The sequence below is a fragment of the Pseudogemmobacter hezensis genome (assembly GCF_013155295.1).
GTDB classification, from domain to species: Bacteria; Pseudomonadota; Alphaproteobacteria; order Rhodobacterales; family Rhodobacteraceae; genus Pseudogemmobacter; species Pseudogemmobacter hezensis.
The window spans coordinates 21,992-37,396 of the sequence record NZ_JABJXT010000027.1 but is presented as its reverse complement, the minus strand read 5'-3'; the positions used below and the strand labels follow the sequence as shown (position 1 = coordinate 37,396).

At 64.9% G+C, this 15,405-nt stretch carries 13 protein-coding genes; 8 read left to right on the top strand and 5 right to left on the bottom strand.

Annotated features, from left to right (window positions below; all coding sequences use genetic code 11):
• Positions 1–42 precede the first annotated feature (42 nt).
• On the bottom strand, positions 43–207 hold the full coding sequence (locus tag HOY34_RS22505) for a hypothetical protein (protein WP_366926987.1): 165 nt from the start codon (positions 205–207) through the stop codon (positions 43–45).
• Between the two features lie 341 nt (positions 208–548).
• Here HOY34_RS22505 and HOY34_RS19745 point away from each other — a divergent pair, with 341 nt between their 5' ends.
• The 8 genes from HOY34_RS19745 to HOY34_RS19710 all read left to right on the top strand — a co-directional run bounded on the left by HOY34_RS19745 (position 549) and on the right by HOY34_RS19710 (position 9,509).
• The gene (locus HOY34_RS19745; RefSeq protein WP_172366057.1) at positions 549–1,442 is read left to right on the top strand and encodes a ferric iron reductase; all 894 of its coding nucleotides are present in this window, start codon (positions 549–551) and stop codon (positions 1,440–1,442) included.
• A gap of 142 nt (positions 1,443–1,584) precedes the next feature.
• Positions 1,585–4,005, top strand: coding sequence for a TonB-dependent receptor (locus tag HOY34_RS19740; protein ID WP_172366055.1), 2,421 nt, complete (start codon positions 1,585–1,587; stop codon positions 4,003–4,005).
• Positions 4,006–4,088: 83 nt separating this feature from the next.
• Entirely contained in the window at positions 4,089–5,009 is a 921-nt protein-coding gene (locus HOY34_RS19735; RefSeq protein ID WP_216654849.1) for an iron-siderophore ABC transporter substrate-binding protein, read from the top strand.
• 29 nt (positions 5,010–5,038) lie between these two features.
• Positions 5,039–5,992, top strand: a complete 954-nt coding sequence (locus HOY34_RS19730) for a FecCD family ABC transporter permease (RefSeq protein WP_172366053.1) — start codon at positions 5,039–5,041, stop codon at positions 5,990–5,992.
• Positions 5,989–6,975 (top strand): FecCD family ABC transporter permease, encoded by a 987-nt coding sequence (locus tag HOY34_RS19725; RefSeq protein ID WP_172366051.1) that lies wholly within the window; start codon positions 5,989–5,991, stop codon positions 6,973–6,975. The genes HOY34_RS19730 and HOY34_RS19725 overlap by 4 nt, the downstream gene beginning before the upstream one ends.
• Positions 6,962–7,810, top strand: coding sequence for an ABC transporter ATP-binding protein (locus HOY34_RS19720; RefSeq protein WP_172366049.1), 849 nt, complete (start codon positions 6,962–6,964; stop codon positions 7,808–7,810). Before HOY34_RS19725 ends, HOY34_RS19720 begins: the two co-directional genes overlap by 14 nt.
• Before the next feature lie 132 nt (positions 7,811–7,942).
• Positions 7,943–8,485 (top strand): RNA polymerase sigma factor, encoded by a 543-nt coding sequence (locus tag HOY34_RS19715; protein WP_216654848.1) that lies wholly within the window; start codon positions 7,943–7,945, stop codon positions 8,483–8,485.
• 76 nt (positions 8,486–8,561) lie between these two features.
• Entirely contained in the window at positions 8,562–9,509 is a 948-nt protein-coding gene (locus HOY34_RS19710) for a FecR family protein (protein WP_172366047.1), read from the top strand.
• Positions 9,510–9,584: 75 nt separating this feature from the next.
• On the opposite strand, the gene HOY34_RS19705 is transcribed toward HOY34_RS19710, so the two are convergent.
• The 4 genes from HOY34_RS19705 to HOY34_RS19690 form a co-directional block, all read right to left on the bottom strand.
• Positions 9,585–10,784 (bottom strand): YncE family protein, encoded by a 1,200-nt coding sequence (locus tag HOY34_RS19705; protein WP_172366045.1) that lies wholly within the window; start codon positions 10,782–10,784, stop codon positions 9,585–9,587.
• Positions 10,785–10,851: 67 nt separating this feature from the next.
• Entirely contained in the window at positions 10,852–13,323 is a 2,472-nt protein-coding gene (locus HOY34_RS19700; RefSeq protein WP_253944566.1) for a TonB-dependent siderophore receptor, read from the bottom strand.
• Positions 13,324–13,417: 94 nt separating this feature from the next.
• Positions 13,418–14,437 (bottom strand): FecR family protein, encoded by a 1,020-nt coding sequence (locus HOY34_RS19695; protein WP_172366043.1) that lies wholly within the window; start codon positions 14,435–14,437, stop codon positions 13,418–13,420.
• Complete coding sequence (locus HOY34_RS19690; protein ID WP_172366041.1) at positions 14,434–14,943, bottom strand: RNA polymerase sigma factor; 510 nt, start codon at positions 14,941–14,943, stop codon at positions 14,434–14,436. Before HOY34_RS19690 ends, HOY34_RS19695 begins: the two co-directional genes overlap by 4 nt.
• Positions 14,944–15,405 lie beyond the last annotated feature (462 nt).

Genomic DNA, 15,405 nt, shown 5'->3' with positions numbered 1-15,405 from the left:
CCTTCATTGTCGAGAACCAAGCGCACAGCGCGCTCGCGAACCTCAGCGGAAAACTTGTTCGTCGTCTTGCTCATGATGCTCCATCCTACTCAGGAGTTGGAGCCTCCGGCAAACCCGGTGCGGTTCAATATCCGTGAAGGGGCTCTCATAGAACCGCGCCGGATCGATTTCACCGTTCTCGGTCAAGGTGTCGATGATCAGGTCCAGAAACTCGATCTGCTCGGCATTCAGGTTTGAGGCACCGGTGACAGTGCTGAAAGCTGCCTCTCGGTAAAGCTTTGATCGCGATGGAGCAGGATTTGAAGCAGCAGTCTTCAGCTGCGATCCTCACCAGCCTGATGGCCTCTGCACGGCTTTGGGCAGAGGCGCGCCCGGCCACCTCTGTCGGGCGTGCGCAGGCTCTTCGGGTTTTGGTGGGGGCGGGGCCCTGGATTGCGTTCTGAGGCCCATATTGCAGGCCGCCGGGGTGAAAATCCCGTCTCCCGCCGTCCCATTCTTTATCCCTCAATCGTCTGTACAAAGGGAAATCATGGGATCAGGCAGGACCGATGGAGCAGAACGCAGACCCTCTTGGGGCGGCGGTGGCCCGGATCAACGCGCGAGGGGGCAGGCCGCCCATCGGATTGCGCGAAGAGCAAGAGCCGGGCTGTGCCCCCTGGGCTTCCGTCAGCGACTTCATCGCGGATGATGTCGCGATGCGGGAGTTCCTGGCCTATGAGGCGGGCTTCAACCCGCAGACCGATCAAAAGGCTGCGGCAGCCTTTATGTTCATGGATTACTCGCTGGGGCTGATCGGTATGATGGTGCCGCTGTTTCTGGATGCGGGACTGGTGCCCGATATCGACCCGGGGAGGAGCCAGCTTCAGTTGCGGCACGGGGTGCATTACCATGACGGAAAGGCGCAGGAACAACGTGAGGTCTGGTTCCGTCCCGGCGCGCGCGGATTTGCCACCACGGATCGCGCCCTCGCAGATCACCCGGATGTGGATTATTGCCCCGATCTGACCGCGCTTTGCGACCCTTTTCGCCGCGAGGTCGAAGGTCATCTGGGGCCGCTCATCGAACGGCTTTCGGGGGTGACGCGCCTGCCACGCCGGGCGCTATGGCGGCTGGCGGCGGATACCATCGCAGCAGCTTTTCTGGAGGAAGGCCGGGCGCTTGGGCGCGAGGCAGAGGCCCGAGGCCTGGCGCTGCAGATCATTCGGGAAGGGGCATCGCCGCTGAGCAATCCGCAAGTGGGCTTCTTTACGCTTTCGGTTCCCGATGATACGGGCGGCGAGTTCGCCTATACGTTCCGCGCGAGGGGGGGCTGTTGCCGTTATTACACGGTCGAAGGGGGTGGTTTGTGCAAGACCTGTGTGCTCAAACCCCGGGCCGCGCGGGATATGGATCTGCGCCAGGCGATGCGTCACCATCTGGGGCTGCCGCCGCTGCCGGCATGAAGAAAAACATTTTTATCAACTTTTTTCCGGCGCGATGTCCCTGCCGGCCTTTCCCGACCGTCTGACAAATAAGCGGGCGTCAGCGCCCGTCTTAATCAGGCCCGGCACCGCCCAAAGGGCAAAAGCCAAATCGGGGAATTGCATGACGAGGACAGATGTAATGGAACGCTTTGCCGAAAGGATCGGGGCTGGATTGCGCGCGATCCTGCTGGGCAGCACCGTCCTTTCGGTGGTGTCTGTCGCCAGGCCAGCGACGGCGCAGGAGGCCCGCTCGGACGCAGAGGTTCGCGCATTTTCGGTGCCGGCTGGGTCACTGGCTTCGGGGCTGAACAACCTGGCCGCCCAGGCCGGGTTGCAGATCATGTTCGATGCCGGGCTGGCTGAGGGCAAGACGACCGCGGGCATCAGAGGCACCATGACGCCCGCGGCGGCGCTGGATGCGATCCTTACGGGAACCGGGGTCCAGGCACGGTTTTCCGGTGCGACGCAGGTGCTTCTGAGCCCGATACATTTGGATTCTTCGCAGCCTGATGATGATGCGGTCATGCTCGGCACCATCGTTCTTTACGGCGACCGCGCCGCCACCACGCTTGGCGAAAGCCGTGCAAGTGTCGCGGTTGTGCGTGCCGAGCCTGAGGCCGCCCCGGCCGCGGCCAGCGTCAAAGACGCCTTCCAGCGGATGGGGAACGTTGCCGCAAGTGACTGGAATGACAGCGGTTTTATGATTCGCGGCGTGAATGCTGAAGGCTTTATTCCCGGCGCCAATGGCTCGCCCCTGGCGTCTTTCTATGTCGATGGTGTGCAGCAGACCAATGACGGCACCCGGCGCGGCGTCCGGGGCTTTTTCGATATGGAGCAGCTGGAGGTCTATCGCGGCCCACAGTCGACGCTTTCGGGGCGGGCCGCGCTTGCGGGGGCGATGTATCTGCGCAGCAAAGACCCGGAGTTTGAACGCTCGGGCGCGGCGCAGCTGACCATCGGATCGAACAGCCGCCGCCAGGCCGGGCTGGCCTTTGGCGATGCGCTTGGCGACCGGCTCGCTTACCGGGTGAGTGTCGAATATTCCGAGAAAAAAAGCGACCTGAAGTATCCCGGCTATGAGCGTTTTGCGAAATACAAGGATTTCATCACGGATGATTATTACAACATCCGGGGGAAATTGCTCTGGCTGCCTGCGGGTGATGACACCACGCGGGTTCTTTTCAGCTATTCGCACAGCTTTGACAGCCCCGATTATGATGACGTGGCCGGGCCCGGCTGGGCCTATGGCAGCCACCCTTACAGGGATCGGCGCGGCGATATCTGGGCGCTTGCCCCGGTCTATCAGGAAATGCGCGGCACAAAGGTCGACAATTTCGGCGTCGAGGTGACGCATGACATAAACGACAACCTGCGCTTTACCGCGCTGACCGGGTTCTCGCGCAGCAAGACCGACCGCAGTTCCATCAATGCCGGAACCCCGGGCGAAACCCGGGTGACCGAGGGCGAATATGTGCAGCGCACTGTCGCCCAGGAATTCCGCCTGAACCATGATGCAGAGGGTCTGAAATGGGTGCTGGGGCTCTATGCCTCGCATCTCGACAATGACGCCTGGCGGCGCACGCAGACCAGTCGGCTTGACACCTCATCGGGCAATCTGACGATGAAAAGCGCTGCCCTTTTCGGCGAGGTGACATATGAATTCACCCCGGGCTGGAGCGTGATCGCAGGAGGCCGCTACGACTGGATCTCGACCCGGCAAACGAATTTCGCCACCCGCAACAGTGTCGTGACCGCCGATACCGCAACCACCTTTACCGATACGGTTTTCCTGCCAAAGCTGGGCCTTGCCTGGGACATCAACGAGGATCACAATCTCGCGCTGACGTTCCAGAAGGGGTATCGCCCTGGCGGGTCGGGCGTTTTGCTCTCGGATGGGTCGATCTATGATTATGACCCGGAATATGCCGATACGCTGGAACTGTCCTGGCGCGGGCGGTTCATGGACGACCGTCTTTCGGTCTCTGCCAATGCGTTCTACTCGGATTGGGAGGGCCAGCAGGTCGAGGTTCTGATCGATCCGACCGATCCGGTTTCCGACAATATCTATGCCAATGCCGGGAAATCCGTCAGCCGGGGCATGGAGATTGAGCTCAGCTATTCCGCGAATGATGAGCTGGAGATCTTCGGCTCGGTCGGGCTTTTGAAAACGAAGTTCAAAGAATTCAGCGTCTCCAGCTGGGGCGGGGATTTCTCGGGACTGCCATTCCCGAATGCACCGGAACAAAGTATCGCTCTTGGCTTTCGCTGGGCACAGGACGGCGGCTGGTTCGCGGCGGCTTCGGCGAAATACACCGGATCGCAGATGTCGCGGCTGGAGCAGGGTGTCGCGCGCCCGGTCCAGCTGGGGGCCTATACCACGGTTGACGCCGAAGTCGGCTATGCCTGGGAGAAGGTCAGGCTGACGGCCTATGCGAAGAACCTCTTCGACAAGGAATACCGCACCTATGAACTTGGCCCGAATTCGATCGCGGTGCTGGGGGATCGCCGCGAGGTCGGGATGCGGCTTGATTACCGTTTCTGAGGCCAGCGCTTCTGAGACGGGTTTCCATCCTGGTCTGGCGTCCCGGTTTCGGGGCGCCATAGCTGTTTTTCGGAGAGTGGCGGATGAAGGCGATGCTTCAGGTTCTGGTGGCGCTGGTCCTCGGGATCAGTCCGGCCATGGCGCAAAGCTGCGACGGGCGGCTTTTTTCGCATGATGCCCTTGCTGCGCCGGTTTGCGTGCCTGAAGATCCGCAAAGGATCGTCGTTCTGGATCCGCAGCTTAGTCTCGGGATGCTTTTCGAGCTGGAGGCCCCGGTTCTGGCCACGCCGCAGACCGGCGTTCAGGATGGCTGGATCCGGCGCATGGCCGATGCGGGCGGGGTGCTTGATATCGGTCACCCGCTGCAGCCGAGCCTTGAACGCCTGGTCGCGCTGAAGCCCGATCTGATCATCGGCGACACCGCGATGCATGGCGGGCTGCAACCGGCGCTGGAGCGTATCGCCCCGGTCGTGCTGATCGCGCCGGTGAACTGGCAGGAGCAGTTCCGGCTGCTGGCCGATCTGACCAACCGGCGCGACCGTGCCGGGGCGCTGCTGTCGGATTACCAGGAAAGGGTTCAGGCGATCCGCGCGCGCGTTCCCCCGGATCAGACCGTCTCGGTGGTGCGGATCGGGCCGGACCGCTTTCAGGTCTATCTCGATGGGCCCGGCGCCTATGCGCCCTATGCGGTGCTGGCTGAGGCGGGGGTGAAGCGCAGCGCCTATGAGACCACCGGCGGGGATGAGGTCCTCAAACGCCCCGGCTGGGAAGAGATCGCGGCGCTGGACGGCGATGTGCTGCTTTATGTTGTGGTCAGCGGCTATGACCCCGCGCCTGATGACGCGCTGGCCGATGCCACGCTTGCCAACCCCTTCTGGCAGATGCTGCCTGCTGTTGCTGCCGGGCGGGCCTGGCGGGTCGGGCGCGGACCCTGGATGGGGTTCCACGGCGTTTCCTCGGCCATGGACGTGCTGGATGATATCGAGCGGTTCATCCTGCCGTGAGATCCTTTCCTGCCCTTGTCGTGGCTTTTATGGCCTTGGTTCTGTTGGCGTTTCTCTGGTCGCTGATGCAGGGGCCAGAGGTGATCTCGCCTTTCCGGCTGGCAGGCGCGCTTTTCGCGGGGGATGGGTCGCGCGATCAGCTGGTGGTCCAGATGATCCGCCTGCCGCGCAGCCTTGCGGGCGCGCTGGCGGGGGCGGCGCTGGCAACGGCGGGGGCGATCTGCCAGGCGATGACCGGCAATCCGCTGGCCTCGCCGGGGATCCTCGGGATCAATGCGGGCGCGGCATTTGCGGTGGTGGCGGCGATTTCGCTGGTCGGGGTGACGGACCCCGGGCTGCAGCTTTGGTGTGCCTTTGGCGGTGCGGCGCTGGCGACGGTGCTGGTCTGGATGCTGGGCCGGGCCAGCGGCGCGCCGGTGATCGGGCTTGTGCTGTCGGGCGCGGTGCTGGCGGGTTTCCTCTCGGCGCTGACCACGGTTTTGCTGATCTTTGACCAGGGCACGCTGGATCAGGTCCGCCTTTGGACCGCGGGGTCGCTGCATGGGCGCAACATGGGCCAGGTGCTGGCGACCGGGCCTTTCATCCTGGCCGGGCTGGTGCTGTCTTTTCTGATGCGCCGGCACATCATGACGCTGAGCCTTGGGGCTGAGCTTGCGCAGGCACTTGGTCAGGATCTGCGGGTCTGGCGCGGCCTTGCGCTGGCGCTGGTGGTCCTGACGGCGGGGGGCGCGGTTGCCCTTGCAGGGCCGGTGGGGTTTGTCGGGCTGATGGTGCCCAATCTGGTGCGGCTGCTGGTCGGGCCGGATTACCGCCGCATCATTCCGGCCTCGGCGCTTGGGGGGGCGGCTTTGCTTTTGCTGGCCGATACCACCGGGCGCTGGATCTCTGGGAATGAGAGCTTTCCCGCCGGGATCACTATGGCGCTGCTTGGCGGGCCGTTCTTCATCGCGCTGGCGCGGCGGCGGGCAGGGGGCAGGGCATGAGCGGCTGGCTTTCTCTGTTGCTGGCGGTGTTTTGCGCCATAGGCCTTGCCTCGCTTGGGCTGGGGGATCATCCGCTGCCGCTGCGCGAGGTCTGGCTGGCGCTGATCCCCGGCCAGGGTGCCACGCCCGAGGCGGAGATGGTGGTTCTCGATCTGCGGCTGCCGCGCCTTCTGGCGGCGGGCCTTGGCGGTGCGGCGCTGGCGGTTTCGGGGGCGCTGGTTCAGGCGGTCCTGCGCAATCCGCTGGCCGACCCCGGGCTTTTGGGGATCAATTCCGGCGCGGCGCTGGTGGTGATCGCGCTGATGGTGCTGGCGGGGCCGGGGGTGCTGGCCTTGCTGCCGGTTGCGGGGTTTGCGGGTGCGCTTTTGTCGGTGGTGCTGGTCTGGGCGCTGGCCTGGCAGGGGGGCGCCTCGCCCTTGCGGCTGGTGCTGGTTGGCCTTGCGCTGGCGGCGATGACGGGCGCCATGGCCAGCGTGCTGACCACCTTCGCCCCGATCAACGCGGCGCAGCGCGCGCTGATCTGGCTGGCGGGCAGCCTGCACGATATTGATCGGCCGCGCCTGCAGCTGATGGCGCTTTGGCTGGCGCTGCCGCTGGGTCTGAGCCTTGCGCTGGCGCGTCATGCCGATGCGCTGAACCTTGGCGAGACCACCGCCCGCGCGCTTGGCCAAAGGGTCGAAGTGACGCGAGCGGCCCTGATCCTGATCGCGGCGCTATTGGCCGGGGCCACCGTGGCCATCACCGGCCCGATCGGCTTTGTCGGGCTGATCGCGCCGCATCTTGCCCGCCATATCGCCGGGCCGCTGCACGCCCGGATGCTGCCGGTCGCGGCGCTGATCGGGGCCTGCCTTGTCGCGGCGGCCGATCTTGCCGGGCGGCTGGTCTTTGCGCCGGTGCAGATCCCCGCAGGCCTTGTCACCGCCCTGATCGGCGGGCCGTTCTTTTTCTGGCTGATCTGGAGCCGACGCCATGCCCGCAGCTGATATACCCGCCCTTTCCGCCCTGAACGTCACCCTGACCTATGGCGCAAAACCTGTCGCCGAGGGGCTGACGCTGACCATCCCGCGCGGGCGCTTCACGGCGCTGATCGGGCCGAATGGCAGCGGGAAATCCACCGTGTTGCGCGCGCTTGCCGGTCTGATGCGCCCCGCCGCCGGAGAGATCCGGCTGGGCGACACGCCCTTGCGCGGGCTGTCCAGCCGCAGCCTCGCGCGCCGGATCGGCTTTTTGCCGCAAAGCCCCACCGCGCCCGAGGGGCTGAGCGTCGCCGATCTGATCCGCCAGGGCCGCTACCCGCATCGCAGCCTTTTCGAGCGCATGACCGCCGGGGATGAGGCCGCCTGCGCCCGCGCGCTGCAGCTGACCGGGCTTGAAGGTCTGGCCAGGCGCCCGCTTGACAGTCTTTCCGGGGGGCAGCGCCAGCGGGCCTGGATCGCGATGGTTCTGGCCCAGGAGACCGACATCCTGCTCCTGGATGAGCCGACCACCTGGCTTGATATCGCGCATCAGATCGAGGTCATGGCGCTGATGGAAACCCTGGTGCGTCAGGGCGGCAAGACCGTGGTCGCGGTGCTCCATGACCTGAACCAGACCGCGCGCTACGCCGGGCATATGGTCATGCTGAAGGCGGGGCGGATCATTGCTGAGGGCCCGCCCGCCCGGGTGATGGACCCGGCGCTGATCCGCGCGGGCTTTGGCGTCGATTGTATCGTGACGCCCGACCCGGTCACCGGCACGCCGATGTGGTCGGCTCAGCCGTGGCCGGGGGGCAACAGCGCGGCCGAAACCGGCGCTGCCGCTCTGTCCCGGTCGTGTTAACGCAATTGTCTGCGGGGGGGCGGGCCGATATGGTCGTGAAAGGATTGGAAGCCACAGGGGCGCCGGATGCTTCGGCTGGTGTCTCGCGCCACCGACCCGTGCCCCCATTCTGTCAAGGTTCGGATCGACGCGATGCATGCCCTTCAGGCCCCCTCTGCCGAGATGGATGACAGCGAGCTTTTAAATCGCGCCATTGCCCGCCATTATCACGATATGACCCAGGCGCTGACCCGGCGCGGGCATATGGCGGGCTCTGAGGCGGATATCGTTCACGATCTTTACCTCAAACTCGCCGGGCGGCCAGGGATCTTGCGCGGCAAGACCTCGGTCGGGGCGTTTTTGTGCCGGGCTGCGATCAACCTTGGCATCGACCGCTTTCGGCGGCAGAATTATGAGGCGCGGCTTTTTTCTGGCACCGAGGCCGAGGGGCTGAATGTCGCCACCCACAGCGATACCGAGCGCCTTCTGGATGTCGAGGCGCGGCTGACGGTGCTGAAATCCGCCATCGAGGATCTGCCCGGGCGCTGCCGCATGGCCTTTATCCTGCACCGGCTGCACGGGCTGACGCCGGATCAGATCACCGCCCGCCTGGGGATCAGCCGCAATATGGTGGATCGCCATCTGCGCAAGGCGCTGGCGCATTGCCTTGACAGGCTGATGGAGTTTGACCGCTAGTCCTGAATGCCACCTGCCATTCGTCTTTCAGACAGGGGGCAGGTGACTTTGCCGGACCCGCCAATCAGGAAGCCGCATGACAGACCGGCGCGCGATGCGCAAACGCAATGCAGAAGCGGCCGATTGGGTGCTGCGTCAGGATGAGGGCAGGCTCTCACCCGCTGAGGAATCGCGTCTTGAGGCCTGGCTTGATGCCGATCCGCTGAACCGCCCCGCCTTTGAGGCCGCGCGCCGCCTGATGGGCGAGGCCGGGCGGGCCATCGCGGCAGAGCCGAAGCTGCGCGACTATGACTATCGCCCGCCGGGGGCGGGGCGGGTGATCGGCGGCCTCGCGGCGCTGGCGCTGACGGGGGGGCTGTTTTTCTGGTTCGACGGACCGATGCGGCTGCGGGCAGATCAGATCGCCGGCGTCGGCGAAAGGCCCGTGGTCACGCTGGAGGATGGGTCAATCCTTCAGCTGAATGCCTCTTCGGCGGTGGCCTATGATTTCGATAACGGGCGGCGTGTGGTGCGGCTTTTGCGCGGTCAGGCCTATTTCGAGGTCGCTCCCGACCCGAACCGCCCCTTTGTCGTCGAGGCAGGCGATGCCCGCGTGACGGCGCTGGGCACCGCGTTTGACGTCCGTCTTGGGCAGAACGGGGCGGATGTGACGGTGACCGAACACGCTGTGCGGCTGGAGATCGGCGGCAAGCCGGGGCTTACCCGCGAGATCCCCGAAGGCGCACGCGCGACATGGGACCGCGAGGGCGCGCGGGTTGATCTGGGCGCCGGGGACGGGCAGGCGGCCCTGGCCTGGCGGCAGGGCCAGCTGGTGGTGGAAAACGCACCGCTTTCCTATGTGGTTGAGGAAATGAACCGCCATTTCGCGGGCACGATCCTGCTGTCAGGCGGGGCGGCCGCCGGGCGTCGCGTCAGCGGCACCATGACAATTACCGATACCGATGCCGCGCTTGATTTCCTGCAAAACGCGCTTGGCCTTGACGTGACACGGATCGGCCCGCTGGTCTATATCGCAGACCGCTAGCGGACCGCCCGCCCGATTGCCTGAGCCTGCCTTTCTGGCTCAGGCCACCTTTCTGGCTCAGTCCACCTGTCTGGCTCAGTCCGTCTGTCTGGCCTGAGCCGGCAGCGGCAGATCCAGCCGCAGCACCTGATCCACCTGCTCGGCCCGCCAGGCCGGGTGTTTGTCGGAATAGGGGGCCTTTACCGTCAGCCAGAGCGTGTCGCCCTTTGCATCCATCTCGATGGTATTGGGATGGGCGGGCAGGTCGAGGCGATGGCGGACCGAAAGATCCGTGCCATCAAGGATCGCAAGCCCGCCCGTGCCACCCGAGACCTCGCGGCTGTCGCCACGCCAGGTGACATAGATTTCATTGCGGGCCGCGTTGAAGACAACATCCAGCGGGCCAACACCAATCTCGGTGCGCCCGGTCAGCTTGCCCGTTGCGATGTCAAAGGTGTAAAGCGCACCGCTGTTGCTGTCGGTTGCGAAAAGCCGCTGGCCCGCCTCGTCAATCGCGAGATTGACAAAGAAGTGCTGCGAGGCCTCTTTCCCAGGCGCGGTGGTGTCGCCGGTGGAAAAGCCCGCGACTTTTTCGCCGGTTTCGACGCTCCAGCCGTTGACCTCTTCCATGCCGCCGCCGCTGACCCAGATCACACCGCGCTGCGCATCATAGGCGGCGCCAGCGCGCCAGAGGCCGGCATCGGAGATCCGGTGGCGGATGGAGCCGGTGGCGGTATCGACGATCCAGACCAGGCCATCGGCGCCGGGGCTGGTGACAAAGGCCAGCTGGCGTTCGGTATCCAGACGGATCATGCGGGTGTGTTCGGTCTTGCCCTCGGCATCGGGCTGGCCCAGCTGGATCACATTCAGCACCTGGCCGCTTTTGGCATCGACCACGCTGATCGCGCCGTCCATCGTATGGCCGACGTAAAGCAGGCCGCGCCCCTCATCCAGAGCCAGCGCGAAGGCGCGGCGCGGCAGCTGGATCTGGCGGATCACGCGCAGGCTGTCGGCCTCAAGCACATGCAAAAAGCCGGGCAGATCGTCCCCGAAGCCGGGGGTTGCGGTGACGAAGATCTGGCCCAGGGCGGGGGAATAGCGCAGCTCATAAAGCCCTTTCAGGCTGTCTTGCCGGGTGATTGCTGCGGCGATTTCGGCAGGGGTCAGCCAGATCGGGTCTGTCGGCCGGGCCGGGTCTGTCTGCGGGGCCGGGGTTTCGGCCCGCGCCAGGGGGGCCCAAAGGGCCGAGGCGATAACAAGGGCCGAAGCCGCGCAAAGCCGGGAAAGGGGGCGCACGAAGGTGATCCTGAAACGGGGATATAAGGCGGCCCGCGCCCCTGGAAAGGCGCGGGCCGGATATGGCTCAGAAGCGGTAGTTCAGCGTCAGCGTGGCGCTGCGCGGGGTGCCGTAATTGCCGGTCGCATAGGTCTCATCCAGCGATGAGAGATATTTTTCGTCAAAGACGTTATCGATGCCCAGCGTCGCGGTCAGGCCGCTTTCGAACTGATAGCGTGCCATCAGATCGACCACGGTATAGGCCCCCTGACGCGCGGTGCCGGAAACCGGCCAGGTCCAGGTGTTCTCGATCCCGCTTTGCCAGCGCAGCGCGCCGCCGATGGTCAGGGGCAGGTTTTCAAGATCATAAGACCCCGCGATCTTGACCGAATGGCGCGGCGTCACCGTCGAGATGCGTGCGCCGGTGCCGTCTTTTGCATCCGTATAGGCGTAGCTGGCCGAAACCTGCAGGCCGGGGCGCAGTTCCCCGCCCAGCTCGGCCTCGAAACCTTTGGTGGTGGCGCCGTCGATGGATTTCCACGGGAAGCTGCCATCGGGCAGCAGGTAGCTGACCGAGCGGTCGCGCGCCGGCAGATCGTCCTGTTCCAGCCGGAACACCGCCGCCGAGAAGTTCAGCTGGTTGTCGAAGAAGGCGGCCTTGACGCCCAACTCGTAATTCGCGCCGGTGGTGGGGTTCAGAACCCTGTTGTCCTTGTCGCGGTAGCTGGGCTGTTTGAAGATGCTGGTATAGCTGCCATAGACCGACCAGGTGTCGTTGATGTCATAGACAAGCCCGGCATAGGGAATCCATTCGGCATTGCGGCTCATCTCCTGGCGGGTGCTGCTGCCGGTATCGGAATCGGCGGTGGTATAGCTATAGTCATACCAGACCACCCGCGCGCCGCCGATGAAAGAGACCCAGTCCGCCAGCCAGAACCGGCCAGACCCATAGGCCGCCTTCTGGTCGACCTTTGTCACCGTGACATAGGGCAGGTAATCGGCGTTCGATTCAAGACCAGGCACCGCGCCGTCCCAGTCAAAGATCGAGCCGGTGATGGGGGTGTAATCGATGTCAAAGCCATTGCGGGCGCGCCCGGCCCTATGCGTATCCTTGCCGAAAGTGCCGACGACCCCGAAGCGCAGGTCATGGCTGCGGCCCCAGAGCTCGACCGGGCCGGAAAGCGTGGCCGAGATATTGGTCTGTTCGGTGCGCGTGTCGGCATAGCCGCCCAAAAGCTGGACCCCGGTGCCGTCAGGATTGGGCGAGCCCCAGGAGGCCGAGGCCAGAAAACCGATCCGGCTGGCGCGGTAGAAGGACAGATCGCCCACCGCCTCCCAGCCATTGTCGAAGCTGTGTTTGTAGCGGGCAAAGGCGGTTTCGGCCTTTTGCTCAAGCGGCAGATTGCTGCCGCCCGCATTCACATGGCGGTCGTAGTCAAGCTGCGAGCCGTCATTCGCGATCAGCGGCAGGCCACCGAACTGGTGGTTGCGGGTGCGCGTCAGCTGATAGTCATAACCAAGGGTAAAGACGCCGCTGTCGCCCACATCGGCCTCGATGGTGCCATAGGCGATGGTCTTTTTGCGCTCATAACGGTCCAGGAAGGACTCGCCGTCCTCATGTGCCAGAACAATGCGCCCCCGCAGGCGGCCATCCTCGGACAGCGGGCCGCTGGTGTCCAGCTCGCTGCGCATGGTGTTCCAGCTGCCGTAGGACAGTTTCGCGCTGGTCTGCGGGAAGGCTGTCGGCGATTTGCGCACCATATTGATCGCAACCGAAGGGTCGCCCGCACCCGCCATCAGCCCGGTCGCGCCGCGCAGGACCTCGACCCGGTCATAGATCGCCGTGTCGGAAATCGACGGGCCAGAGCCATATTGGATGCGATACCAGACCGGAGTTCCGTCGACCATGAAGGTCGGGCTGGAGAAGCCGCGCGCATAGACGCTGCGCCTTTCGGTATCCATCGGCATGACGGTGACGCCTGCGGTGTCTTCCAGCACCTCGCCGATGCTGCGCTGATCGCGGTCATCCATCTTCTGGCGGGTGGTGACAGAGATGGATTGCGGCGTCTCGCGCATGGTCAGGGGCAGGCCGGTCGCAACCGTGGTATAGCCCGAGGTGTAAGATCCGCTGCCCTCGGTCACAACGCCGCCCGCATCCAGCCGGATCGTGCCCAGGCTGATCGCATCTGAGGGCGCCGCCTCGGTGGTCGCTGCGGCCAGGGGCACCACAAGGGCGGCGCTGCGCGCGCCGGTGATTTCGACCTCATAGCCCTGGCCCGCGATCAGGCGTTCCAGCGCGGCGGCGGGTGTCATGGTGCCAGAGACGGCGGCGGCTGTCTTGCCCCGCGCGGTGCTGGCGTCAAAGCCGACCTGCCAGCCGCTTTGGCGGCTGAAGGCCTCCAAAGCGCGGGCCAGCGGCTGGGCGGGGATGGCAAAGGCGACGGTCGTGCTGTCCTGGGCCATAGCCGGGGCAGGCAAGAGGACAAGGCCCGAAAGCCCGGTCGTTCCCAGCATGAAAGCCGTCATCCCTGCCGAAAAGCGTGATCTTACCTGTCGCATCCGCCGTCTCTCTCTTTACGTTTCAAAGGCGTTTTGTGCCCGTTCAAAGGTAAAGACGCATGAGATCCGCGCCGTCACAAAAATTTCCGACAATTTAACGCAGGATAAGCAGCCCCCCCGGCATCCGATTGACGAGGACGCCACTGGCAGCGGCGATGGATCTGATTGCGGCCTCGGCGTCATCGGTGCGGAAAGAGCCGCTGACAAGCCGATCTGCGGCAGAGGACAGGTCCAGAACCCTGCCGGGATAATAGCGCGACAGCTCGGCCAGGGCGGCGGGGAAGCTTTGCTCTTCGACCAGCACCCAGCCCTCGCGCCAGGCCAGGGCGCGGGCATTTTCCGCCGCGACGGGGGTGGGCGGCGCGTCTGGCCCCATTTCGACCATCTCGCCGGGCGCAAGCGTCACCTGATCGCTGCCGCGCACCACCTGGACCGAGCCGCGTTCCAGAATGACCAGGCTTTCCGTCGCCATGGCCCGCACGGCGAAAGCGGTGCCGCGAACCGTGACTTCGGTCTCGCCAGAGGCCACCGTAAAGGGATGCGCCGGGTCATGGACCACGTCGAACCAGACCTCTCCTTGCAAGAGTTCGACATGACGGCGGCCGCCTGCGAAATCAAACGTCAGCGCGGTGTCGCTGTTCAGATCCGCACGCGAGCCATCGGGCAGGGTGATCACCCGCATCTCTCCGGCAAGCGTCAGCGCGTCGGACTGCCAGCGCAGCCAAAGCCCAGGGCCCGCCAGCCAAAAAGCGGCGAGCGTCGCGGCCAGCCCCATGCCCGGCAGGGCGCGGTGCCGCCAGAACCGGCGGGGCGGGGCGGGGCGCAGGCTGTCCAGCGGCGGCAGCCGCGCCGCATCAGCGCGCGAGGCTGCAAGAAGCGCCGGGCTTTTCATAAAGCTGTTCAGTTCATCCCAGGCTTTTTCGTGACGCTTGTCCTGCGCCAGCCAGTCGTTCAGCCCGCGAAGCACCACGGCCCGATCCCGGCCTTCGTCCTTCAGCGTCTCTGTATCTGAAAGGGCGATGTACCAATCCATCGCCACATCCGCCAAACCGGCATGGGAGGGGTCATCCAGCCCTGTTTGCAAAGGCCTGTCCCGGCCCGGATCAGACCTCATGTGCGCTCCATCCTTGCCAGCGCATCGCGGCACCGTCCTGTGACCAGTTTCATATCATTGTAGACCGTGTTGCGCGAGATCCCCAGAGCCAGGGCAATCTCGGTATAGGTTTTGCCCTCGACGAAATGCAGCGCCCAGATATGGCGGGCGCGCAGCGGCATCGCGGCGAGTTCAGCCTGCAGCACCTGCTGGCGCTCGGCCTCGATCAGCTGTTCTTCCACCGCAGCCTCGCCCGAAGGGGCTGTATCCGGAAAGGCCTCGGCGGTGTCTTCGAACCGCGCCCGGTGACGGCTGCGGCGCAGGTGATCCAGCGCAAGGTTCTGCGAGGTGCGATACAGCAGCCCCTCGACACTGTGAACCGCCGCCTGATCCATCTGGCGATGCGCGCGCAGATAGGTTTCCTGCAGCAGGTCTTCGGCAATATGCGGATCGCCCGTCAGGCGACTGATCTGCCCCATCAAACGCCGGCGGTGCCGGTTGAAAATGCTGATCAGGGTCGCGCTCACGACCAGCCGCCTACAGGCTTTGTTGCGCAGGCCTCCCCAAAGGGCAGATCTGTGCGAAAGAGCGTGACGCAATCCATTCTCAAGACCATTTATCCGGGAAATCGTCTGGCAAAGGGCTGGACGTGGCGCAGTTGATACGCCCGGGCGCGATACCCGTTTACGCGGCATAAGGAAAGGCTCCGTTGTTTCTGGCCCTGTGCCCCCCTATTGCAGGCCCCGGCCGCGCGGTGCGTTTTTGCAAAATCACAAGTGCTGCCGGGATCCGGAAAGCCCGCCTGAGAGCGCTTTGCCCCCCGGTTGCCCTCCGGTTGCGTCCCGGTTGCTTCCCGGGCGCCCCCTGCGCAATCTGTGCCTGTCTGATCGGATGCAAGGACGTCGCACATCTGCCGCTTCCCGCCCTCAGGCGAGCAGCCGCGCCATCTTGTGGATCTGGTCAGGGCCGGCCCCACCCTGCTGTGATGT